At 70.2% G+C, this 21,399-nt stretch carries 20 protein-coding genes; 15 read left to right on the plus strand and 5 right to left on the minus strand.

Annotation, left to right across the window (positions count from 1 at the left end; translation table 11 throughout):
- The first annotated feature begins 3 nt into the window (after positions 1-3).
- The 10 genes from can (at position 4) to ABE488_RS13280 (ending at position 9,325) form a co-directional block, all read left to right on the plus strand.
- Positions 4-678: a carbonate dehydratase gene (gene can / locus ABE488_RS13235; protein ID WP_346448814.1), complete on the plus strand. Its 675-nt coding sequence runs from the start codon at positions 4-6 to the stop codon at positions 676-678.
- Positions 671-1,108 carry a RidA family protein gene (locus tag ABE488_RS13240; RefSeq protein ID WP_346448816.1) on the plus strand — a complete coding sequence of 146 codons (438 nt, stop codon included), beginning with the start codon at positions 671-673 and terminating at the stop codon, positions 1,106-1,108. Before can ends, ABE488_RS13240 begins: the two co-directional genes overlap by 8 nt.
- Positions 1,109-1,183: 75 nt before the next feature.
- Positions 1,184-1,726 (plus strand): 3-hydroxyanthranilate 3,4-dioxygenase, encoded by a 543-nt coding sequence (locus ABE488_RS13245; protein ID WP_346448817.1) that lies wholly within the window; start codon positions 1,184-1,186, stop codon positions 1,724-1,726.
- 58 nt (positions 1,727-1,784) lie between these two features.
- Positions 1,785-2,795: an amidohydrolase family protein gene (locus ABE488_RS13250; protein WP_346448819.1), complete on the plus strand. Its 1,011-nt coding sequence runs from the start codon at positions 1,785-1,787 to the stop codon at positions 2,793-2,795.
- A 44-nt stretch (positions 2,796-2,839) separates the two neighbouring features.
- Positions 2,840-4,120 carry a kynureninase gene (gene kynU, locus ABE488_RS13255; protein ID WP_346448821.1) on the plus strand — a complete coding sequence of 427 codons (1,281 nt, stop codon included), beginning with the start codon at positions 2,840-2,842 and terminating at the stop codon, positions 4,118-4,120.
- Positions 4,117-5,040 (plus strand): hypothetical protein, encoded by a 924-nt coding sequence (locus tag ABE488_RS13260; protein ID WP_346448823.1) that lies wholly within the window; start codon positions 4,117-4,119, stop codon positions 5,038-5,040. The genes kynU and ABE488_RS13260 overlap by 4 nt, the downstream gene beginning before the upstream one ends.
- On the plus strand, positions 5,037-6,410 hold the full coding sequence (locus ABE488_RS13265) for an NAD(P)/FAD-dependent oxidoreductase (RefSeq protein WP_346448825.1): 1,374 nt from the start codon (positions 5,037-5,039) through the stop codon (positions 6,408-6,410). Before ABE488_RS13260 ends, ABE488_RS13265 begins: the two co-directional genes overlap by 4 nt.
- 161 nt (positions 6,411-6,571) lie before the next feature.
- Positions 6,572-8,029: an exodeoxyribonuclease I gene (sbcB, locus tag ABE488_RS13270; protein ID WP_346448826.1), complete on the plus strand. Its 1,458-nt coding sequence runs from the start codon at positions 6,572-6,574 to the stop codon at positions 8,027-8,029.
- A complete protein-coding gene (locus ABE488_RS13275; RefSeq protein WP_346448828.1) occupies positions 8,026-8,712 on the plus strand; it encodes a DUF2461 domain-containing protein in 687 nt (228 codons plus the stop codon). Before sbcB ends, ABE488_RS13275 begins: the two co-directional genes overlap by 4 nt.
- Positions 8,713-8,791: 79 nt before the next feature.
- Complete coding sequence (locus tag ABE488_RS13280) at positions 8,792-9,325, plus strand: DUF2939 domain-containing protein (protein ID WP_346448830.1); 534 nt, start codon at positions 8,792-8,794, stop codon at positions 9,323-9,325.
- 67 nt (positions 9,326-9,392) lie between these two features.
- On the opposite strand, the gene ABE488_RS13285 is transcribed toward ABE488_RS13280, so the two are convergent.
- Together ABE488_RS13285 and ispG are read right to left on the minus strand one after the other, a co-directional pair.
- Positions 9,393-10,100 (minus strand): phosphatase PAP2 family protein, encoded by a 708-nt coding sequence (locus ABE488_RS13285; protein ID WP_346448831.1) that lies wholly within the window; start codon positions 10,098-10,100, stop codon positions 9,393-9,395.
- The gene (gene ispG, locus ABE488_RS13290; RefSeq protein ID WP_346448833.1) at positions 10,090-11,388 is read right to left on the minus strand and encodes a flavodoxin-dependent (E)-4-hydroxy-3-methylbut-2-enyl-diphosphate synthase; all 1,299 of its coding nucleotides are present in this window, start codon (positions 11,386-11,388) and stop codon (positions 10,090-10,092) included. Before ispG ends, ABE488_RS13285 begins: the two co-directional genes overlap by 11 nt.
- 96 nt (positions 11,389-11,484) lie before the next feature.
- On the opposite strand from ispG, the gene ABE488_RS13295 reads away from it, so the two are divergent.
- Positions 11,485-12,726, plus strand: coding sequence for an ATP-binding protein (locus tag ABE488_RS13295; RefSeq protein WP_346445361.1), 1,242 nt, complete (start codon positions 11,485-11,487; stop codon positions 12,724-12,726).
- Entirely contained in the window at positions 12,723-13,295 is a 573-nt protein-coding gene (locus ABE488_RS13300) for a response regulator (RefSeq protein ID WP_346445360.1), read from the plus strand. Before ABE488_RS13295 ends, ABE488_RS13300 begins: the two co-directional genes overlap by 4 nt.
- A gap of 79 nt (positions 13,296-13,374) precedes the next feature.
- On the opposite strand, the gene ABE488_RS13305 is transcribed toward ABE488_RS13300, so the two are convergent.
- The 3 genes from ABE488_RS13305 to ABE488_RS13315 all read right to left on the minus strand — a co-directional run bounded on the left by ABE488_RS13305 (position 13,375) and on the right by ABE488_RS13315 (position 18,065).
- Positions 13,375-14,937, minus strand: a complete 1,563-nt coding sequence (locus ABE488_RS13305; protein ID WP_346448834.1) for a calcineurin-like phosphoesterase C-terminal domain-containing protein — start codon at positions 14,935-14,937, stop codon at positions 13,375-13,377.
- A gap of 70 nt (positions 14,938-15,007) precedes the next feature.
- Positions 15,008-15,898, minus strand: a complete 891-nt coding sequence (locus ABE488_RS13310; protein ID WP_346448836.1) for a pseudouridine synthase — start codon at positions 15,896-15,898, stop codon at positions 15,008-15,010.
- A gap of 19 nt (positions 15,899-15,917) precedes the next feature.
- Positions 15,918-18,065, minus strand: a complete 2,148-nt coding sequence (locus ABE488_RS13315; protein WP_346448838.1) for a S46 family peptidase — start codon at positions 18,063-18,065, stop codon at positions 15,918-15,920.
- Positions 18,066-18,226: 161 nt separating this feature from the next.
- Here ABE488_RS13315 and ABE488_RS13320 point away from each other — a divergent pair, with 161 nt between their 5' ends.
- Genes ABE488_RS13320 through ABE488_RS13330 form a run of 3 tightly spaced genes read left to right on the plus strand, consistent with a single transcriptional unit; the run spans position 18,227 to position 21,368 of the window.
- Positions 18,227-19,084 carry an N-formylglutamate amidohydrolase gene (locus ABE488_RS13320; RefSeq protein ID WP_346448840.1) on the plus strand — a complete coding sequence of 286 codons (858 nt, stop codon included), beginning with the start codon at positions 18,227-18,229 and terminating at the stop codon, positions 19,082-19,084.
- The gene (locus ABE488_RS13325) at positions 19,081-20,301 is read left to right on the plus strand and encodes a tyrosine/phenylalanine carboxypeptidase domain-containing protein (protein ID WP_346448842.1); all 1,221 of its coding nucleotides are present in this window, start codon (positions 19,081-19,083) and stop codon (positions 20,299-20,301) included. Before ABE488_RS13320 ends, ABE488_RS13325 begins: the two co-directional genes overlap by 4 nt.
- Complete coding sequence (locus ABE488_RS13330; protein ID WP_346445354.1) at positions 20,298-21,368, plus strand: glutathione synthetase; 1,071 nt, start codon at positions 20,298-20,300, stop codon at positions 21,366-21,368. Before ABE488_RS13325 ends, ABE488_RS13330 begins: the two co-directional genes overlap by 4 nt.
- The last annotated feature ends 31 nt before the right edge of the window (positions 21,369-21,399 follow it).

Here is a 21,399-nt window from a genome sequence, read left to right on the forward strand (position 1 = left end):
GCGATGGGCGAACTCGACAACCTCCTGAAACGCAACCGCGACTGGGCCGAACGCGTTTCGCGCGACGACCCGGATTTCTTCAACCGTCTGTCCAGCCAGCAGACCCCGAAGTACCTGTGGATCGGCTGTTCCGATTCGCGGGTACCGGCCAACCAGATCCTGGGGCTCGACCCCGGCGAAGTCTTCGTACATCGCAATGTGGCCAATGTGCTTTCGCATGGCGACCTCAACGCACTGTCGGTGATCCAGTTCGCCGTCGACGTGCTCAAGGTCGAGCACATCCTGCTGGTCGGCCATTACGGGTGCGGCGGCGTCCAGGCCGCCCTCACCGGCACGCGGGTCGGCCTGGTCGACAACTGGCTGCGCCATGTCTCCGACCTCGCCTACAAGCACGAGGATCTGCTCGCCTCGGTCCAGGACGAGACCCAGCGCCACGCCCGGATGTGCGAGCTCAACGCGATCGAGCAGGCGCTCAACGTCTGTCAGACCACGGTGGTCCGCGACGCCTGGGCGCGCGGGCAGCCGCTGGCGGTGCACGGCTGGGTGTACGCCTTGGGCGACGGCCGCGTGCGCGAACTGTCGATGGACGTCTCCGGTCCCGAGCAGATCACGCCGGCCTACCGCGCCGCCGTCGCCAAGGTGGCGGCGGTCGCCGCGCGTGGCGAGCGCGATGACTGACGCGGTCCACGCCGCCGCCGCGCCCGCTCCGGTCGGGCGCTACCCGCATGCGCGCCGTGCCGGCGGCCTGCTGTTCCTGTCGGGCATCGGCCCGCGCGACCCGGCGACCGACGCGGTGCCGGGCAACGTGCTTGATGCCGACGGCCGCGTGGTCGCGCGCGACATCGCGGCGCAGACCCGCGCGGTGCTCGCCAATGTCCGCACCGTGCTCCAGGCCAGCGGCGCGTGCTGGGAAGACCTGGTCGACGTGACCGTCTACCTGACCGACATGGCGGACTTCGCCGCCTACAACGCGGTCTGGGCCGAGTATTTTCCCGACCCTGCCGCGGCGCCCTGCCGTACGACGCTCGGCATCGATGCGCTGCCGACGCCGATCGCGATCGAACTCAAATGCGTGGCGAGCGCGCGCGACGCGGCCGAACGCACCTGATGATCGTCGTGGCGCGCCCTGCCCGCCCCGACGTCCGCGCGCTGCGCACCGCGCGCCACTGACCGGAGACGCCCGATGCTGCCCAACCCGATCAACCTGCAGGCCTGGATCGACGCGCATCGCGAGTTGCTCAAACCACCGGTCGGCAACAAGTGCATCCACGACGGCGACTTCATCGTGATGATCGTCGGCGGGCCCAATGCGCGGACCGACTACCACTACGACGAGGGCCCGGAGTGGTTCTTCCAGCTCGAGGGCGAGATGGTGCTGCGCATCCAGGAGGACGGCCGCCCGCGCGACATTCCGATCCGCGCCGGCGAGACCTTCCTGCTGCCGCCCAAGGTGCCGCATTCGCCGCAGCGCAGCGCCGGCTCGGTCGGACTGGTGATCGAGCGCAAGCGCCTGCCGCATGAGCGCGACGGCCTGTTGTGGTTCTGCGAGCGCTGCAACCACAAACTCTTCGAGCACTACTTCACGCTTGCCGATATCGAGCAGGACTTCCCGCCGGTGTTCGACCGCTTCTACGGCGCGATCGACCTGCGCACCTGCGCGGCCTGCGGCCACGTCAACCCGCGTCCCGCCCGATACGAACAGGCGACCGGGCCGGCCGCCGGATGATCGAACGCCTGCCGCGCCGCAGCGGGTGCCCATGGCCGCCAGTGCCTACAATCGGGCCATGCTGAAGATCGACATCCACGCCCATTACCTGCCGCGCGACTGGCCGGACCTGGCGGCCAAGTATGGCGAGGCGCGGTTCCCGGTTATCCACCACACCGCCGACGGACGCCACCGGATCTACAAGGACGGGCGGTTCTTCCGCGAGATCTGGTCGCGGACCTGGGACGCGCGCGAGCGCATCGACGACTACGCCCGCTTCGGGGTGCAGGTCCAGGTGATCAGCACCGTGCCGGTGATGTTCGGCTACTGGGCCAAGCCCGCGCACGCGCTGGAACTGCACCAGGCGCTCAATGACCACATGGCGGCGACCGTCGCCGCCCATCCGCGGCACTACGCCGGCATCGGCACCGTGCCGCTGCAGTCGCCGCGGCTGGCGATCCAGGAGCTGGAGCGCTGCGTCGATCAGCTCGGCCTGCAGGGCGTGCAGATCGGCAGCCATGTCGGCGACTGGAACCTCGACGCGCCGGAACTGTTCCCGTTCTTCGAGGCCGCGGCCGACCTGGGGGCTGCGATCCTGGTCCACCCCTGGGACATGATGGGCAGCGAGTCGATGCCCAAGTACTGGCTGCCCTGGCTGGTCGGCATGCCGGCCGAGCAGGCCCGCGCGGCCTGTTGCCTGGTCTTCGGCGGTGTGCTTGAGCGGCTGCCGAAGCTGCGCATCTGTATGGCACATGGCGGCGGCAGCTTCCCATACACGATCGGCCGCATCGAGCACGGCTTCAACATGCGTCCCGACCTCGTCGCCACCGACAACCCGCACAACCCGCGTGGCTATCTCAAGCGGCTCTATTTCGATTCCTGGGTCGCCGATCCGCGGGCGCTGCAGTACCTGCTCGACACTTGTGGCGCCGACCGGGTGATGCTCGGCACCGACTACCCTTTCCCGCTCGGCGAGCAGGAACCCGGCGCCGGAATCGAACAGCTGGCGCTCGACGACGCCTCTCGCGCCCGGCTCTACCACGGCACGGCGCTCGACTGGCTGGGCCTGCCGATCAACCGCTTCGCCTGACCCCTCTTCCGCTTCGCCTCGCGCGACACCACCGGCTTTTCACGATGACCGAGACGCACGCCCTCTTCACCGACGACTACGCCGCGACCGCCGACGCCGCCGACCCGCTCCGGCGCTTCCGCGCGCAGTTCCACATGCCGCGCTTCGGCGATGTGGAGCAGGCGTATTTCGTCGGCAATTCGCTGGGCCTGCAACCGCGCGGCGCCCGCGCGCAGGTCGAGGACGTGCTCGACAAGTGGGCGATGGAGGCGGTCGAGGGCCATTTCCGCGGCAACTCGCAGTGGATGACCTACCACGCACTGGTCGGCGCGCAGCTGGCCGAGGTCGTGGGCGCGCAACCGGAGGAAGTGGTCGCGATGAACTCGCTGACCGCCAACCTGCATTTTTTGATGGTCGGCTTCTACCGCCCGACCACCGAACGTCCGGCGATCCTGATGGAAGCCGGCGCGTTTCCGTCCGACCGCTATGCGCTCCAATCGCAGGTCCGCTTCCACGGCTTCGACCCGGCGACCGACCTGATCGAGGTGCAGCCCGGCACCGACGGCCTGTTCGGCATGGACGCGATCGCCGCGGCGATCGCCGAACACGGGCACCGGCTGGCGCTGGTGCTGTGGCCGGGCGTGCAGTACCGCACCGGCGAAGCGTTCGACCTGGCGGAGATCGTGCGCCTGGGCCACGCGGCCGGCGCCGTGGTCGGCTTCGACCTCGCCCATGCCGCCGGCAACCTGCCGCTGCGGCTGCATGACAGCGACGCCGACTTCGCTGTGTGGTGCCACTATAAGTATCTCAACAGCGGGCCGGGGGCCGTGGCCGGCGCCTTCGTGCATGCGCGCCACGCCACGACCGATCGCCCGCGCTTCGCCGGCTGGTGGGGCCATGATGCGGCGACGCGCTTCCGCATGGGGCCGGACTTCCAGCCCACGCCGGGCGCCGAGGGCTGGCAACTCAGCAATCCGCCGATCCTCGGCCTGGCGCCGCTGCGCGCGTCGCTGGACCTGTTCACCGAGGCCGGAATGCCGGCGTTGCGCGCCAAGTCCGAGCGCCTGACCGGGTATCTGGAAGCGCTGATCCACGCGCAGCTGTCGGAGGTGCTCGAGATCGTCACGCCGGCCGATCCTGCACGGCGCGGTGCGCAACTGTCGCTGCGCGTGCGCGGTGGCCGCGAGCAGGGCCGCGCCCTGTTCGAGCACCTGTCCGACAACGGCGTGCTCGGCGACTGGCGCGAACCCGACGTGATCCGCATCTCGCCGGCGCCGCTCTACAACGATCACACCGACGTGCTGCGGTTCGCACGCGCGGTGAGGCGATGGAGCGAGACACGATGACGGCGGACGGCGACTTTCCTTCCACCGCCGATGCCGGCCAGGCCGATGCCGAGGGCGATGCGCTCACGCAGGCGCTGCGCGAGGCGGGCGTGGCGCCGTGGGTGCTCGATGACGACGAACACATCCGGCCATTGCGCGACCCGCGCGGCACCGCCGCGGGCGTGATCGCTGTCGACGGCGACATCGGATTGCGCGATTGCCGGGTCGAGGCCACTGTCCGGCTACCGATGCGCCTGCCGACGCGTCGCCTGGGCCTGTTCCGCGGCTGGCGGGCCCTGCCGCGTCCCGGTCTGTCGGACGCGCATCTCGCCGACGCAGTCAGCATCGGCACCGACCCGCGGCGGATGCACCTCGAAACGCAGTTCTGGCACGCCTTCGCGCTCGACGCCGACCCCGCGGGCTGGCAGGCGTGGTTCGATGCCTTCGCGCAGACCTGGACCTCCGCGCGTGCGCATCGGCTCGACGTCGCCACGCGCGTGCCCTGCTGGCAGATCCAGGTCCATGTCGCCGACCGCCACACCGAAGTCGGCGGGGTCGCGCTCGACCTGCAGGTGGCCGACCTCGATGCGCTCGGTCTCGCGGCCGATCGTCTGCGCGCGCGCCCGGCGACCGGCCCCGAGGCGTTTGCGACACCCGCACAGGACCGCGATGACACGCTCGCATCGATCCTCGGCGACCGCAGTTGGCTGCAGGGCGATGCGGTGATCGTCGACGCCGACGCATGGGACATCCGCAGCGAGTCCTGGCACAGCCGCGCGGATGCGGACGCGATGCCGCGCCACCGTATCCGGGTGTCGTTGGCACGCCGTCCGCTCGCCGACGCGCTGTCGAGCGTCCGGCGCGCACTGCTGTCGATCGCGGACCGCTTCCGCGCCGTCGCACCCGACGGGTCGGCGTTCGTCAGCGGTGCCCTGCCATGAGCGCCCGCCAGCTGACCATTGTCGGCGCGGGTCTGGCCGGCGCGCTGCTCGGCATCCTGCTGCGACGCCGGGGCTGGGAGGTCGATCTGTACGAGAAGCGCGGCGATCCGCGGCGTCTGGGCTACGCCGGCGGGCGTTCGATCAACCTGGCGCTGGCCGAGCGCGGCCGACATGCGCTGCGCGCGGCCGATGCCGACGCTGCGGTGATGCGACACGCGATCATGATGCGCGGGCGCATGGTCCACACCGGCGCCGCCGCGTCGCAGTTGCAGCGCTACGGTCGCGACGACGACGAGGTGATCTGGTCGGTGCATCGCGGCGATCTGAATGTCGTGCTGCTCGACCTGGCGCAGGCCGCCGGCGCCCGGCTGCATTTCGATGCCGGCCTGGATGCGGTCAACTTCGACTCCCGGCGCGCGGTGTTCCGCGATCCGGCCAGCGGCGCAACGCGCGAGGTCCACTTCCGCGCACTGGTTGGTGCCGATGGTGCCGGCTCGGCGCTGCGCGCGGCGATGCAGCGCGTGCGCGACCTGGGCGAGCGGGTCGACGTGCTCGATCATGGCTACAAGGAACTGGAGATCCCCCCGTCGGCCGACGGCGGTTTCCGCATCGAGCCGCACGCACTGCACATCTGGCCCCGCGGTCACTACATGTGCATCGCCCTGCCCAACGACGAGCGCACCTTCACCGTCACGCTGTTCCTGCCGCACCGCGCGGGCGCCCACGGCGGCCCGGCGTTCGAGCAGATCCACGAGGTCGACGCGGCGCAGGCGTTCTTCGCGCGCGAGTTTCCAGACGCCCTGGCGCTGATGCCGGAGTTCCGCGCGCACTGGGCTGCCAATCCGGTCGGCCAGTTGGCCACGCTCTACCTCGAACGCTGGCATCTGGACGGTCGCGCAGTGCTGCTGGGCGACGCCGCGCACGCGATGGTGCCGTTCCATGGCCAGGGCATGAACTGCGCATTCGAGGACTGCGTGGCATTGGCCGACCAGCTCGACGCGCATGCCGATACCGCCGACGCGTTCGCCGCGTTCGAGGCGCAGCGCCGGCCCGACGCCGCCGCGATCCAGCGCATGGCGCTCGACAACTACCTGGAGATGCGCGATCGGGTCGACGATGCCGACTACCTGCTGCAGCGCGAACTCGAACTTGCCTTGCAGGCGCGCCACCCCGGCCGTTTCGTCCCGCACTACGCGATGGTGACCTTCATGCGCATCCCGTACTCGCTGGCGATGCACCGCACCGATCTGCAGCGCGGCATCCTCGAACGCGCAACGGCCGGCCACACCACGCTCGACGCGCTGGACTGGCCGGCGATCGACGCCGAGGTGCGAGCGCAGCTGACGCCGTTGGAGGACACACCCGCATGATCGTGCCGCCATCGCCACGGCTTGCAGCCACGAAGAGCCGATAGCATCGCTTATGACCGACAGTGTTCTCTTCTACGACTGCGCCTCGACGAACCTGCCGCCCCCATCGCAGTAAGGCCGTCGCAACGGCCTGCAGCAAAAAAGAGCCGATAGCACTGCTTATGACGGATAGTTTTCTCTTCTACGACTTGGAAACCTTCGGCGCCGACCCGCGTCGCAGCCGGATCGCCCAGTTCGCGGCGATCCGCACCGATGCCGATCTGGTGCAGATCGAGGACCCGATCGATTTCTTCGTGCGACCGGCCAACGACCTGTTACCCTCGCCGGTCGCCACCCTGATCACCGGCATCACGCCGCAGCAGGCACAGCGCGACGGCATGACCGAAGCCGAGGCATTCGCGCGGATCTTCGAGGAGATGGCGCGCCCCCGCACCTGCACACTGGGCTACAACTCGCTGCGTTTCGACGACGAGTTCGTCCGCTTCGGACTGTTCCGCAACTTCCACGATCCCTACGCGCGCGAGTGGCGCGGCGGCAACTGCCGTTGGGACCTGCTCGATGTGATGCGGCTGTGGCATGCGCTGCGTCCCGAGGGGCTGGTCTGGCCCACGCGCGACGACGGCGCGACCTCGTTCAAGCTCGAACACCTGGCACTGGCCAACGACGTGCGCACCGGTGACGCCCACGAAGCGCTGTCGGATGTGCGTGCGCTGATCGGCCTGGCGCGGCGGATGCGCAGCGCCCAGCCGCGGCTGTGGGACTACGCCGCCAAACTGCGCGACAAGCGCCATGCGGCCGCGATGCTCGATCCGGTCGCGATGACCCCGGTGCTGCACGTCTCCCAGCGCTATCCGGCCTCGCGGCTGTGCGCGGCCCCGGTGCTGCCGCTGGCACGACACCCGACGATCGACAGCCGCATCGTGGTGTTCGACCTCGACGCCGAGCCCGACGCCCTGCTCGATCTCGACGCCGACACCATCGCCGCGCGCGTGTTCGTGCGCGGCGCCGACCTGCCCGAGGGCATCGCCCGCATTCCGCTCAAGGAAGTGCACAGCAACCGTTGCCCGGCCCTGGTCGCCTGGTCGCACCTGCGCGCGGAAGACTTCGCACGCCTGTCGATCGATCCAGCGCTGGTCGAGCGCCGCGCCGCGCAACTGCGCGCAGCCGGTCCGGCACTGGCGGCGAAGATCCGTGCGGTCTTCGCGACCGAGCGCGCGCACGGGCCGTCGGATGCCGACGGCTCGCTGTACGACGGCTTCCTGGGCGACGGCGACCGCCGCCGCGTCGCCCGGGTCCGGGCCACGCCGCCGACGCAGTTGCACGGGGCGGACTTCGGCTTCGAGGACCCGCGCCTGGACGAGCTGCTATTCCGCTACCGCGCCCGGAACTGGCCCGACACCCTGTCGCCGGACGAGCGCCACCGCTGGGACGAATACCGTCGTCTGCGGCTCGGCCCCGGCACGACCGCGTCGGAACAGGACTTCGACGGCTACTTCACGCAGATCGACGCGCTGCGCGCCGACCATGCGCAGTCCTCCACGCACCAGGCCTTGCTCGACGCGCTCGTCGACTGGGGCCATGGCCTGCATTCGCACCTCTACCCCACCGCCCCCGCATGACCGCCTACTTCAGCGAGAAGAGCTTCCGCTTCCTGCGCGCACTCGCGCGCCACAACGACAAGGCCTGGTTCGAGGCCCACCGCAAGGACTACGAAGCGCACGTGCGCCAGCCGTTCCTGCGGCTGGTCGGCGACCTGCAGCCCGACGTCGCCGCGATCAGCCCGCATTTCCGCGCCGACACCCGCACCGTCGGCGGCTCGTTGTTCCGCATCCATCGCGACGCCCGCTTCTCGCACGACAAGTCGCCGTACAAGACCTGGCAGGGCGCGCGGCTGTTCCACGAACGGCGGCGGGAAGTCGCCGCGCCGTCGTTCTACGTGCACCTGGAGCCGGGCGCGAGCTTCGTCGGCGCCGGGCTCTGGCATCCCGAGCCGCACACCCAGCGCAAGGTCCGCCAGTTCATCCTGGAGAACCCCGGCGGCTGGAAGGCGGCCGCGCACGCCCCCAAGTTGCGCCGCCACTTCGCACTCGACGACAGCCAGATGCTGGTCCGCCCGCCGCGCGGCTTTCCGGCCGACTTCGTCTACATCGATGATCTGCGCCATCGCAACTGGGCGTTCCTGCGACCGCTCGATGATGCGGCGATGGCCGGTCCCGGCCTCGACCGCACGATCGCCGCCGACCTCGCCGTGCTGGCGCCGTTCGTCGACTATCTGTGCGCGGCGCTGGACCTGGAGTTCTGAGCCTGGCGCGGCGGTGTTCAGCCGCTCGATGGCGTGCGGTCCCACAATGGCGACGCTCCCTTGTTCGGCCTGTCGCCCGATGAAGAAACTCGCCTGGCTGTCCGCACTCATCGCCGCCCTGCTGCTGGCCTACACGGCGGCCGGACCGTTCCTGACCATGCACGCGATCCGCGATGCGGTGCAGCGCGAGGATTCCCGGGCATTGTCCAGGCAGGTGGATTTCCCGGCATTGCGCCAGAGCCTGCGCCTGCAGCTGTCCGATGCACTCGTACGACGCGCCGGCGTCGATGTGCAATCGAGCCTGCTCGGCGCGCTCGCGCTCCAGGCCACCAGCGGCACCGTGGGCACGAGCGTGGACATGATGGTCACGCCGGTCGGGCTGAGCGCACTGATGCGCGGACGGCGGCTGTGGGACCTGTCGAGCGGCGCCACGCCGCCGGTCGGTGGCGATCGCGCGCCGGCAGCCGATCCGCTGGCCGATGCGCACTGGCGCTATCACTCGCTGTCGCGCTTCACCGCGACCGTGCGCGACGAGTCCGGACGGCCGATCGTCTTCGTGCTCACGCGCAAGGGCCTGCGCTGGCGGCTGTCGGACATCCAGTTGCCGCTGTAGGCCTGCCCGCTTGGCGGCTGCGCAGCGCAGGCCTGGCCCCGGCCGCTGTCCCGTCGCGCGTTGCGGCCTACCGGCCCGAAGCCAGCGTGCGCCCGCGCCGGCGCAGCGACGAGTGGTAGAGCAGCAGGTACACACCGACCACCCAGGCCGAGGCCGCGGCCCAGCCGGCGAGGATGTCGGAGGGGTAATGCACGCCCAAGTAGATGCGCGACAGCCCGACCATCGGCACGAACACCGCCATCGCCGCGACCGTCCACCAGCGCGCGCGCGTCGGCCAGGTCAGCAGCACCAGCACCAGCGCCAGCGTCATCGACCCCATCGCATGGCCACTGGGAAAACTGTAGGTCGCCTCCGGCGCGATCGACGCCCACAGGCTGGGCCGGTCGCGCGCGAACAGTTGCTTGGTTCCCAGATTCAGCAGCGCCGAGCCGCCGGTCGCCAAGGCTGCGAACAGGCCATCGCGCCAGCGCCGCAGCGCCAGCAGCAGCACGACCAGGCCGATGTCGACCGGCACCACGCCGCGCGCGTAGCCGATCTGCGAGAAGAACAGGAATACGCGGTCGAAGCCCTCGCGCGCCATCTGGTTGGCGTACAGCAGCAATGGTTCGTCGAACGGGATCGCCTCGGCCTCGTGGACCTCGTCGGCCAGCTCCATGAAGCCCCACATCGGCAGCAGCACGCCGGCAAACAGCAGCATCAGCTTCCAGCCGTGCCTGCGCAGCAGGCCGCCAGTTTCGTGCGCGGCCTCGCGCGCCAGCGCGTGATCAGCCGACATCGGCACCGCGACCGTAGGTCCGGTGCACGTAGTCGTCGACCAGCGCGACGAAGTCCTGGGCGATGGTCTCGCCGCGCAGGGTGACGGCCTTCTCGCCGTCGATGAACACCGGCGCGGAGGGCGCCTCGCCGGTGCCAGGCAGCGAGATGCCGATATTGGCGTGCCGCGACTCGCCGGGGCCGTTGACCACGCAGCCCATCACCGCGAGGGTCATGTTCTCCGCGCCCGGGTGGGTGATCTTCCACTCGGGCATCTTCTCGCGCACATGGTCCTGCACCACACCGGCCAGTTCCTGGAAGAACTCCGAGGTCGTGCGGCCGCAGCCCGGGCACGCGGTGACCATCGGGGTGAACGCGCGCAGGCCCATGGTCTGCAGCAGCTCCTGCGCGACCACGACTTCCTTGGTTCGGGACGCTCCGGGCTCGGGGGTCAGCGAGATGCGGATCGTGTCGCCGATGCCTTCCTGCATCAGCAGTGCGAGCGCGGCGCTGGAGGCCACCATGCCCTTGCTGCCGATGCCGGCCTCGGTGAGCCCCAGGTGCAGCGCGAAATCGCAGCGCGCCGACAGGTCGCGATAGACCGCGACCAGCTCCTGCACGCCGCTGACCTTGGCCGAGAGCACGATACGGTCGCGCCCCAGGCCCAGCTCCACCGCGCGTTCGGCCGAATCGACTGCCGAACGGATCAGGGCCTCGCGCAGCACGCGCCCCGCATCCCAGGGCACGGCGCGGCGGGCGTTCTCGTCCATCAGGGTCGCGGCGAGCGACTGGTCGAGCGAGCCCCAGTTCGCGCCGATGCGCACCGGCTTGCCGTAGCGGATCGCAAATTCGATCAGCTGTGCGAACTGTAGGTCCTTCTTCTTGCCGAAGCCGACATTGCCCGGATTGATCCGGTACTTGGCCAGCGCCTGCGCGCAGGCCGGCTCGCCGGCCAGCAACTGGTGGCCGTTGTAGTGGAAGTCACCGATGATCGGCACTTCGATGCCCTGCATCGCCAGCCGCTCGACGATCCGCGGCACCGCGGCCGCCGCTTCGGGCGTATTGACGGTGATGCGCACCAGTTCGGAGCCCGCACGCCACAGCTCGCCGATCTGCCGCGCGGTGGACACCACGTCGGCGGTGTCGGTGTTGGTCATGGACTGCACCACCACCGGCGCGTCGCCGCCGACGGCGACACCCCCGACCCGGACCTGGCGCGTGGCGCGGCGCGGCGCGGCCCCGAACGGCGGCGCGGCCGCTGGCTCTGGACGGGGATCGGACAACGGCGGGGCGTCGGGCTGAGCGGACATCCGCCCAGTTTACCGGCTTGTCCGGGTCGACGCTGACGCCGGGCGAAACGCCGTCGCGATAGGCGCCCGCGCGCCGGTGCACTACGATGGCGGCCCATGCAGTCGCAACCCCCCGCCACCGCCCTGCTGCGCACCCTCTACAGCCTGCGCTGGGCTGCGGTGGGCGGGCAGTCGCTGACCATCCTGTGGGCGACGCGCGGCTTCGACATGGGCCTGCCGGCCTGGCCGCTGTGGACCGCGGTGGCGGTGCTGGCAGTGTTCAACGTCGCGGTGCACCTGCGCCTGCGCAGCAGCCGCGACGCGGCGCCGGTCGAAGCGTTTGCGCACGTGTTGGTCGATACCGCGGTGCTGACCTGGCTGGTCGCCTGGACAGGTGGCATCGCCAACCCCTTCGCCTCGCTGTTCCTGCTGCCGATCGCACTGACCGCGATGGCGCTGCCGCCGGCCTGGGCGGTCGCCGCGGCGCTGTCGTGCGTGAGCGGCTACATGCTGTCGGTGCACTTCGGCCAGCCGTTGCCCCACCTGCACGACCGGTTCGACCTGCACCTGGCCGGCATGGCGGTCAACTTCTTCGTCTCCGTGGCGCTGGTGCTGTACTTCCTGACCCGGCTGGCGAGCGCCCGCGACCGCCGGGAACGCGAGCTTGGCGACCTGCGCGACCGCTTCGTCCGCAACGAGGGCATCCTCGCGCTGGCCACCCACGCCGCCTCCGTCGCCCACGAACTCAACACCCCGCTGGGCACGATGACGCTGGTGCTCGACGATGTCGACACCGCGGCCCTGCCCGCCGGCACGGCCGAGGACATCGCCATGCTGCGGCGGCTGGTGGATACCTGCCGTGATCGGGTGCGCTCGCTCGCCAACCCCGCCGACCCGGCCGCCAGCCGGCTGGTCGACATCGGCCGGGTGCTCGACCACTGGCAGTTGGTGCGCCCGACCGTGGTGCTGATGCGCCGCGGCAATGTCGAGCCGCAGTTGCGGGTGGACCGCACGATCGGCCACCTGCTGCTGGCGCTGCTCAACAATGCCGCCGACGCCAGCGCGGCCAACGGCAGCCAACAGGTCGACCTGCGCCTGCAACTCGACGACGGCATGCTCGATGGCGCGATCCGCGACTACGGCACCGGATTCGACGCCCAGGCGCCGTTCCTGCCGGTCCTGTTCCGCAGCGGCAAGCCCGACGGCCTCGGCGTCGGTCTGGCGCTGTCGCATGCGGCGATCGAACAACTGGGTGGCGAGCTCGACCTGGAGGAGGCGGACGGCGGCGGCGCGGTGCTGCACTTCCGCGTCCCGATCGACGCGCGCCACGCCGATGCTCCCAAGGAAACGACACGATGAAAGGCCTGCTGGTCGACGACGACACCCTGTACCTGGAAGCGCTGCGGCGCGCCCTGACCCGCCGCGGGATCGACTGTGAAGTCGCGCCCGACATTCCGACCGCACTCGAGATCGCTGCGCGCATCGCGCCGGACTTCGCGCTGGTCGACCTCAAGCTCGCCGATGCCTCAGGCCTGTCGCTGATCGAGCCGCTGCGCGCGATCCGCGCCGACATGCGTATCCTGCTGGTCACCGGCTATGCCAGCATTGCCACCGCGGTCGAGGCGATCAAGCGCGGCGCCGATGACTACCTGCCCAAGCCAGTATCGGCCGACACCCTGCTGCGGATCCTGCACAACACCGAGCCGGCCCCGGACCGTGCCACGAGCGACATCGACGACGGGCCGAGCGTCGAAAGCCCGACGATGATCCCGCTGCACCGCCTGGAGTGGGAGCACATCCAGCAGGCGCTGGCCGAGACGGGCGGCAACATCTCCGCGACCGCGCGCCTGCTCGGCATGCATCGCAGGTCGCTGCAGCGCAAGCTCGCCAAGCGGCCCGGCCCGGAACGCCGTCCGCTGTCGGAGTGAACCGGCGGCCGCGGGCCGCCGTCACTTCGGACCGACACGGACACAGCGCCGCTTCTGCGGCCCGCGCACTGGCTGGCGATCAATCGCCCGGCGAAGCCGCCAGCCGATAGACCGTCGATGCCCGCTGTTCGCCCTGCCAGGGATCGAACGCACGCACCTCCACCCGATGCGTACCGACCGGCAGATCGGTCGCGAGCGCACCGCGCCACAAATGCGGCGACAGGTCGGCTTCCGGCGAGCGGTCACGTCCGCGCAGGCCGTCGGCGAGGTCGTCGCGCGCATTCTCGAGCACCAGCCTCGGGTCGGCGCGCTCGACCCGGCGCATCGGCCGCCAGTCACCATCGCCGATGCGGTACTCGACCCGCGTATCGGGCTCGCCCATGTAGACATTGGCGTAGACCCCCCAGGCCGGATACGCCCCCTGGCGCAGCACGCGCGGCGCATGCAGCGCCATCGCCGCAGTGGTGGCCGGATCGTCTGCAGGCAACCGCGCTGGGCGCCAGGCCAACCGGTAATTGCCGTCGGCCTCGACGCGCAGCGTCGCAAAGCCATTCGGCGTGCCGTCGGCCATCGTCGCCGCGGGCAGGCCATCGGCATCCGGCGCGCCGCTCCAGAACGCCCCGCTCGCGGCGCCCACGTTGTACTCGTGCAAGGGCGTCACCCCCTGCCAGCCCTGCGCCGCGCCGTGGCGCACGTGGCGCTGGGTATGGCGGTGGCCTGTGAGCAGCAACACACGCGGGAACCGCGACAGCAACGCAAACAACCGCGCGCGATCGGCACTGCGCATGGTCTCCGGCGCGCCCGCGGCGGCGGTGTCGAACCAGGGAATGTGCGCACCGACGACCAGCAGCCGGTCGGTCGGCGCCCGCGCCAGATAGGCCTCGACGAACGCGAACTGGTCCTCGCGCAGGCCACCGACGTAAGCCGGGCGCGCGCCCGGCTGGTGGAGGACGTTGTCGAGCATCAGGAAGCTGGCCTGCGGCTCCTCCCAGGCATAGGTCTCCGGCCCATAGACCGCGCGATAAGACGCGGTCGAGCCGGGATCGTCGGCCGCTTCGACATCCAGATCGTGATTGCCCGGCACATGCAGCCACGGCACATCGAGCTGCGCGGTCGCGGCATTGATCGCCGGATAGAGCGACGGCACGTCGTTGCCGACATCGCCCAGCACCAGACCGAGCGCCGCCGGTGCCCGCGCCGCCGCCGCGACCACACTGCGTGCATAGAAATCGACCTCCGCCTCACGCCCGGCCTGCGGGTCGGCGAACACCAGCACGTCCAGCGCAGCGGTCGGCGTCTGCGGGCGCAACGCGAAGCGGCAATCGTCGCCGCGGCCGGGCGACGCCCAGTGCCGCGGCAACGCGCCATCGCGTGCGAGCGCATAGCCCGCCGGCTTGATGACGAACGCCGAGCCGCCGGCCAGGCCACCGAACCGGCCGTCGGCGTCGGTCTCGACGATCCGCACGCCATCGGACACGCCCACACCCGCGATACCGGGCTCGTCCGCACCCTGCCGGCCGTCGCCGTTGCGGTCCTCGAACACGAGGCCGGTGTCACAGGCCAGCGCGGGCGCGGGCGCGGACACAGCGCCCAGCAGCGCGAGTAGGACGGGCAACGGCAACAACGAACACGAGCGCGACATGGCGGACATCCGGCGGCGAACAAGCGCGCCGATTATGCACCGCGCCCATGACCGCCGATCCCGAGCCGCCTCACGGCTCCAGGCGCAGCTGGGAATCGAAGCATCGGCGGCGGCCGTCGAGCGGGTCATCGAACGCCAGCGACGCGGCGAGCAATTGCAGCGCAGGCGCGCCGTCGTCGGTCTCGCGCAGGTCGGGGTACCAGGGATCGTGCAGGATCGGCGCGCCGAGCGCAGCAAGATGCACGCGCAACTGGTGCTTGCGGCCGGTCACCGGCTCGAGCCGATAGCGCCAGTCAATGGGCCCGCGTTCGAGCACGTCGATCCGGGTCTCGCTGTTGGGCACGCCCGTGCACTCTTGCATGCGGAAGAACGGCACGCCGCGTTCGATCCGGCTGCGGTGCACGTATGGAAACGCCAGGTCGGGCAGCGGCGCCGCCAGCGCCTCGTAGCGCTTGTCGATGCGCCGCTGGCGAAACAGCGCCTGGTAGGCCGCGCGCGTCCCGGGCTCGGCCGAGAACAGCACCAACCCGGCGGTCGCGCGATCGATCCGGTGCAGCGGCACCAGATGCGGGTTGCCCAGCCGTTCGCTCAACCGGTGCAGCAAGGTCTGCCGGACGAAGGCACCTGCCGGCATCACCGGCAGGCCGTGCGGCTTATCGGCGACCACCAGGTGCGCATCCACATGCACGATGCGCTCGATCGCCGCGACGACCGGTTCTGTGTCAACTTCGCGGTAGTAGGCAATCTCCAGGCCCACGCGATACGCCGCGTCCGGCGCCAGCGGCGTCGCATCGTCGGCCGCCAGCACACACCCGCGCGCGAAGCGCGATTCCCAGGTGGGCCGTGGAATCTGCGGGAACCGTGCGCACAATGCCTCGAGCACCGTGCGCCAGGGCCCGGCCGGCAGCTGCAACCGACTCGCGGGCACGCCGTCGCGCAGCGGCAACCGCCGTCGCGTCATGCCCGCGCCCCGGCCCCGATCATCGGGTCGGCAGCCCCATTTCCTGCAGCAACGCCGGCGCCGGATAGACCTTGGCCATCAACCAGCGCATGTAGCGCATGTCGACATGGATGGCGCGCTTGGTGCGCGGGTCGAACCACCAGCTGGCACTGACCGATTCCCAGTTGCTGTCGAAGTTCAGCCCGACCAGCTCGCCGCGGGCATCGAGCACCGGCGAGCCGGAGTTGCCGCCCGTGGTGTCGAGGTTGGTCAGGAAGTTCACCGGTTGACTGCCCAGCGTCGGCTCGTCGGTGCCGGCGAAGTCGCCGCGCGCGATCGCATCGAGCAGCGGTGCCGGGGCATCGAACGGCGCCTGGCCGGTGTGCTTTTCGACGATGCCGGCGACCGTGGTGACCGGCGCATAGGCGACCGCATCGCGCGGCGACAGCGGCTCGACCCGCCCGAAGCTCACGCGCAAGGTGCCGTTGGCGTCGGGATAGACTGCCCGACCCTGCGAGGCCCGCCAGGCGACCAGGGCGCGCATATAGGCCGGGCGCAGCCGCAGTTGCTCGCCCTCGCGCGTCTTGCGGGCGTCCTCGGCCTGCAGTTGCGCGGCGACCAGCGGCCCTGCCAGCGCGATCAGCGGATCGTCGGCCAGTGCCCGGCCGTCGCGCGCGGCCTGCAAACGCGACAGCCGCTGCGTTTCTTCGCCGAGCACGGTGCCCGCATAGAGCGCATCGAGCGCGCTTGCCAAAGCGGCAGGTGTGCGGCCGAACGCCGCGTCGAACGCCGGCAACCGCTGCGCGTCGGGCAATTGCTGGTAGCGGCCGAGCAGCACCGTCAGAAGCGCCTTCTCGCCCTGGGGGGCATACCGTCGCTGCGCCTGGCGCAGCACGCCCTCGATCAGCGCGAGATCACGCTGCTGGTAACCGCGCTCGCGCATCGCGTCGGGCTTGGCCGATTCGATGCGCAGGCGTTCGAGCAGCAGCGCGCTGCGCAGCAGCTGCGTCTGGCTGGCGATCAGCTCAAGCAACTGCTCGCCCTCGCCGGCCGCATTGCCCTGCGCGAGCACCGCCTGGAGCGCGGCGATGTCGCGCGCGTCGTCGCCGCTGGTCGCGGCGAGCATCGCGTCCTCGTCGTCGCGGCGCTGGCGCACCGCATCGCTGCGCACCAGCCCTTCAAGCTCGCCGGCGGCGCGCTTGCGGCGGTTCTTCAACGTCTGCAACTGCGCGGCATAACGTGTGCGGACCTGGGCATCGTCGCGGCCCACCGCCTCGACAGCCGCGATCAAGGCATCGAACACCGCCACCCGCTGCGGCAGCACCTGCCCCACCTGCGCTTCGAACTCGGCCGCCGTGCGATGGCGGAACGTCGTGCCCGGATAACCGGCGAGCATGGCGTAGTCGCCGGCATGCAGCCCGTTGCGGGCGATCTGAAGGTGCGCCGGCGGTGCATAGGGCACGTTGTCGGAGCTGTAGTCGGCCGGGCGCCCGTCGCGCCCGACGTAGGCGCGCAATAGCGTGAAGTCGCCGCTGTGCCGGGGCCACATGAAGTTGTCGATCTCGTCGCCGTAGTTGCCGATCGCGCGCGGCGGCGCGTAGACCAGGCGCACGTCGCGCAGTTCCAGCTGTCGGATCAGGTAGAAGTCGCTGCCGTAGTCCATGTTGGCGACGCTGCAACGCACCTCGCCGTCGTGCTCGCAGTCGGCGACCAGGCGCTTGCCGGCCGCGTCGATCGCGTCGTGGTAGGCGCGCCCCTCCAGACCGCGCGCATCCGCAAGCACCGCGTCGGTCACCTGGTCGAAGCCGACCGTCACCAGCACGCGGAAATCGGGATTGGACGGGCGCTCGTCGGCCCGGCCGTCGGCGATGAAGCCCGCATCGATGATGTCGCGCTCGGGGCTGCTGTTGTACTGGATCACGCCGTAGGCGACGTGGTGATTGGTCAGCAGCAAGCCATCGCCGGAAACGAAGGCACCGGTGCCGCCGCCGACGCGGACCACGGCGCTGAGCGGGGGACGGGTCACGTCGGCCAGCGCCCGCGCGTCGCCACGGAAGCCGGCCTGGCGCATCTGCGCAGCCAGGTCGGGCAATTGGCCCGGCAACCACATGCCTTCGTCGGCGTGGGCGGCGGCGGACAACAGTAGGCCGGCCGCGAGCGCGGCAGTCAGCCGGCGTTTGCAAGGCATGGCGAGGATCCAAGAAGAGCACGACGGCACAGCCGGCGACGATAGCCAGCGCAGCGCCCGCCGACAACGCCCATCGGTCACGCCCGCGGTTAATGCGCCGTCAAGCGCAGCGGCCTGTGCGGTCACGTCCGCATCATAGGCCGCTTGCGAGCATGCGCGCCATGCCAGTCGCTCCCGATCCACGTCGCCCCCATTCCGAAACTTTCCTGACGCCGAGCATCCCGCCCGCCTTGCGGCTGCGCGAGGACGCATGGGATCTGGTCGCCGCAGATGGCCCGGTCATCACGACTGCGATCCACGACGGTCACTTGCTGCGTCCCGCATTGCGTGATCGTGTCGCGCTCGACGAGGACACGCGCTGGCGCGAGGAGGATCCGCTGACCAGCCTGCTGGGTCAGATCGGCGACGTGCGCCTGCGTGTGCGCACGTCGCGCTTCGAAGTCGACCTCAACCGCCCGCGTGACCAGGCCATCTACGCCACGCCCGAAGCGGCCTGGGGGCTGCAGGTGTGGGCCTCGCCGTTGACCGAGGCCGAACGCGCGGCCTCGCTGGCGCTCTACGACCGCTTCTACGCGATGGTGGGCGAGCTGATCGATCGCACGGTCGATCGCTGGGGCTGCGCCCTGTTGATCGACATCCACAGCTACAACCATCGCCGCGATGGCGCGCACGCCGATCCGGCGCAGCAGGCGGACAACCCCGACATCGAACTGGGCGTCACCACGCTCGACGATGCGCGCTGGGGCGGCACCGCGCGACGCTTCGCCAACGTGCTGCGCCGGCATCCGGTGCGCGGTGTACTGCCCGACGTGCGCTGCAATGTGCGATTCCCGACCGGCGGCCACTTCCCGGAATGGGTCTATGCGCACTGGGGCGATCGCGTCTGCACGATCTCGCCCGAGTACAAAAAGATCTTCATGGACGAATGGCGTGGCCAGGTCGACATTCCCGCGCTCTACGCCCTGCGCGACGGGCTGCAGCAGGCCGTGGAGGCGGTCCGGCCGGAGTTCCTGGCGTGAGCGCCGAGAGCGTCGCGATGGCCCGTCCGCAGGCGCGCGCCCTGCCCCCGGTCGCCGCGCAGCTCGACGACGCGCTGGCGCGCATGGACGCGCAACTGGACTGGCTGATCGCGCTGTCGCCGCTCGACGGCGAAGCCTTGTGGCGCCAGTTCGACGCCACCGGACGAATGGTTGAGCCACAACTGCGTTACGCCGACCTGGAGACCGACCTCGAGGCGGCCCGCCACCAGCTCGATGCGCTGCCGATCGGCGACGTCGCGCCGTCGGCGCTGCAGGCGCTGCTGGCCGAGAAGCAGCGCGAGCTCAGCCGCATGATCGACCTGGTCCAGGCGCGCGACCGACCGGACTTCATCGCGGCCAGCATCGCGCTGTTCGGCGATGTCGAACCCGACCTGCTGGACCTGGCCCGGCGCATTCTCACCGACGTCCCGGCAGGCGAACCGCTGGTCGCCGATGCCGGCATCGACGAGGTTCGCGCAGCGGTCGAGGCGGAGATCGACTGGTATCGCGCGCAAGCGCCGGACTTCCACATCGATGTCGTGGTCGATACCGACATCAGCTCGATGCTGATGGTGTCCCACGGCACGTTCTACATCGACGGCAACATCCGGCTGCCTCACGCCCGCGTCGATCCGCTGATCCAGCATGAGATCGGCACCCACGTGGTGACCCGTCACAACGGCCAGCAGCAGGCGCTGCGCCAGTTGCAGGTGGGGCTGGCGCAATACGATCCGACCCAGGAAGGGCTGGGGGTGCTGGCTGAGTATCTGGCCGGCTATCTACCCGGCGAGCGCCTGCGCGTGCTCGCTGCACGCGTCGTCGCCGCGGCCATGGCTGCCAACGGCGAGGGCCTGCCGGCGATCTTCGACCGGCTGCACACCCACCACGCCCTGCCGACCGACGATGCCTTCGATGTCGCGCTGCGTGCGCGCCGTGGCGGCGGGCTGACCAAGGATGCGGTCTACCTGCGCGGCGTGCGCGACCTGTTGGCCTACCTCGCCGCCGACGGCACGTTCGATGCGCTGTTCCTGGGCAAGTTCGCCCTCTCGCAACTCGACCTGCTCCAGACCCTGATCGAGGACGGCTGGGTCGTGCCACCCGCACTGCTGCCCCGCTACGCCGCGGCCGACGACTTTTCCACCCGCCTCGACGCGTGCCGTCGCACGCCGGTCGAATGCCTCCACCAGACCCACCGCCCCCCGGAACCCACACCATGAGCGCCAGCGAGCACACCCCGATGCGATTGGGCTTCGTCGTCAACGATGTCGACACCGAGCAGGACAACTACACGACCATTCGCCTCGCCCGGCAGGCGGTCCATCGCGGTCATCAGGTCGCCCTGATCGGCCTGGGCGACTTCACCTACGACGCTGGCGGCACCATTCGCGCCTGCGCCCGCATTCCGCGCCTGGACCGCTACGAGGACGACCGCGCGCTGCTTGCCGACCTCCAGGGGCCCGAGCGCCAGACCGAACGGATCTCGGTGCAGGACCTAGACGTGCTGATGTTGCGCAGCGACCCGGCCGAGGAACTGGTCGAACGCCCCTGGGCGCCTGGCAGCGCACTGCTGTTCGCGCAGTTGGTCGCACTGCACGATGTGCTGGTCGTCAACGATCCCACGCATCTGACCGACGCGTCCAACAAGACCTACTTCCAGCATTTTCCAGAGGATGTGCGTCCGGTCACCTGCATCAGCCGCGACGCCGAGGAGATCAAGGCCTTCCTGACCGCACATGAGGGCTGTGGCGTGATCAAGCCGCTGCAGGGATCGGGCGGCCAGGGCGTGTTCGTCGTCGATGGCAACGGCGCCGGCAACCTGAATCAGATGATCGACGCGGTGACCCGAGACGGCTACGCGATCGCGCAGGCGTATCTGCCTGCCGCCAAGAACGGCGACCTGCGGCTGTTGATGCTCAACGGCCGGCCGCTGCAAGTCGACGGGACCTACGCCTGCATCCGGCGCTACAACGACAGTGGCGATGCGCGCAGCAACATCAGCGCCGGGGGCAAGTACGAAATGGCGGTGCCCGATGCCGATGCGCTGCGCCTGGCAGAACTGGTGGCGCCGAAACTGATCCGCGACGGCATGTACTTCGTCGGGCTGGACATCGTCGGCGACAAGTTGATGGAGGTGAACGTCGACACGCCGGGCGGCATCAACATGGTCGAAGAACTGACCGGCCTGGACTTCAGTGGCGCGATCGTCGATGACCTGGAGCGCAAGCTGCGGCTGCGACGCCACTACGGCCGGACGCTCGGCAACGCCGAACTGGCCATGCTCTGACCCGCGCGCCGCACGGGCGCAGGACCGTGCG

Source organism: Luteimonas sp. TWI662, assembly GCF_039673825.1.
Classification (GTDB): Bacteria; Pseudomonadota; Gammaproteobacteria; order Xanthomonadales; family Xanthomonadaceae; genus Luteimonas.

Excerpts from the sequence above, each read along its gene's own strand:
- ABE488_RS13285 (WP_346448831.1), bottom strand. The coding sequence starts at position 10,100 with ATGTCGGCTGATCACGCGCTGGCGCGCGAGGCCGCGCACGAAACTGGC.
- ABE488_RS13265 (WP_346448825.1), top strand. The coding sequence starts at position 5,037 with ATGAGCGCCCGCCAGCTGACCATTGTCGGCGCGGGTCTGGCCGGCGCG.
- ABE488_RS13240 (WP_346448816.1), top strand. The coding sequence starts at position 671 with ATGACTGACGCGGTCCACGCCGCCGCCGCGCCCGCTCCGGTCGGGCGC.
- ABE488_RS13320 (WP_346448840.1), top strand. The coding sequence starts at position 18,227 with ATGCCAGTCGCTCCCGATCCACGTCGCCCCCATTCCGAAACTTTCCTG.
- ABE488_RS13315 (WP_346448838.1), bottom strand. The coding sequence starts at position 18,065 with ATGCCTTGCAAACGCCGGCTGACTGCCGCGCTCGCGGCCGGCCTACTG.
- ABE488_RS13295 (WP_346445361.1), top strand. The coding sequence starts at position 11,485 with ATGCAGTCGCAACCCCCCGCCACCGCCCTGCTGCGCACCCTCTACAGC.
- ABE488_RS13275 (WP_346448828.1), top strand. The coding sequence starts at position 8,026 with ATGACCGCCTACTTCAGCGAGAAGAGCTTCCGCTTCCTGCGCGCACTC.
- ABE488_RS13310 (WP_346448836.1), bottom strand. The coding sequence starts at position 15,898 with ATGACGCGACGGCGGTTGCCGCTGCGCGACGGCGTGCCCGCGAGTCGG.
- ABE488_RS13280 (WP_346448830.1), top strand. The coding sequence starts at position 8,792 with ATGAAGAAACTCGCCTGGCTGTCCGCACTCATCGCCGCCCTGCTGCTG.
- sbcB (WP_346448826.1), top strand. The coding sequence starts at position 6,572 with ATGACGGATAGTTTTCTCTTCTACGACTTGGAAACCTTCGGCGCCGAC.
- ABE488_RS13245 (WP_346448817.1), top strand. The coding sequence starts at position 1,184 with ATGCTGCCCAACCCGATCAACCTGCAGGCCTGGATCGACGCGCATCGC.
- kynU (WP_346448821.1), top strand. The coding sequence starts at position 2,840 with ATGACCGAGACGCACGCCCTCTTCACCGACGACTACGCCGCGACCGCC.
- ABE488_RS13250 (WP_346448819.1), top strand. The coding sequence starts at position 1,785 with ATGCTGAAGATCGACATCCACGCCCATTACCTGCCGCGCGACTGGCCG.
- ABE488_RS13305 (WP_346448834.1), bottom strand. The coding sequence starts at position 14,937 with ATGTCGCGCTCGTGTTCGTTGTTGCCGTTGCCCGTCCTACTCGCGCTG.
- ispG (WP_346448833.1), bottom strand. The coding sequence starts at position 11,388 with ATGTCCGCTCAGCCCGACGCCCCGCCGTTGTCCGATCCCCGTCCAGAG.
- ABE488_RS13330 (WP_346445354.1), top strand. The coding sequence starts at position 20,298 with ATGAGCGCCAGCGAGCACACCCCGATGCGATTGGGCTTCGTCGTCAAC.
- ABE488_RS13300 (WP_346445360.1), top strand. The coding sequence starts at position 12,723 with ATGAAAGGCCTGCTGGTCGACGACGACACCCTGTACCTGGAAGCGCTG.
- ABE488_RS13260 (WP_346448823.1), top strand. The coding sequence starts at position 4,117 with ATGACGGCGGACGGCGACTTTCCTTCCACCGCCGATGCCGGCCAGGCC.
- can (WP_346448814.1), top strand. The coding sequence starts at position 4 with ATGGGCGAACTCGACAACCTCCTGAAACGCAACCGCGACTGGGCCGAA.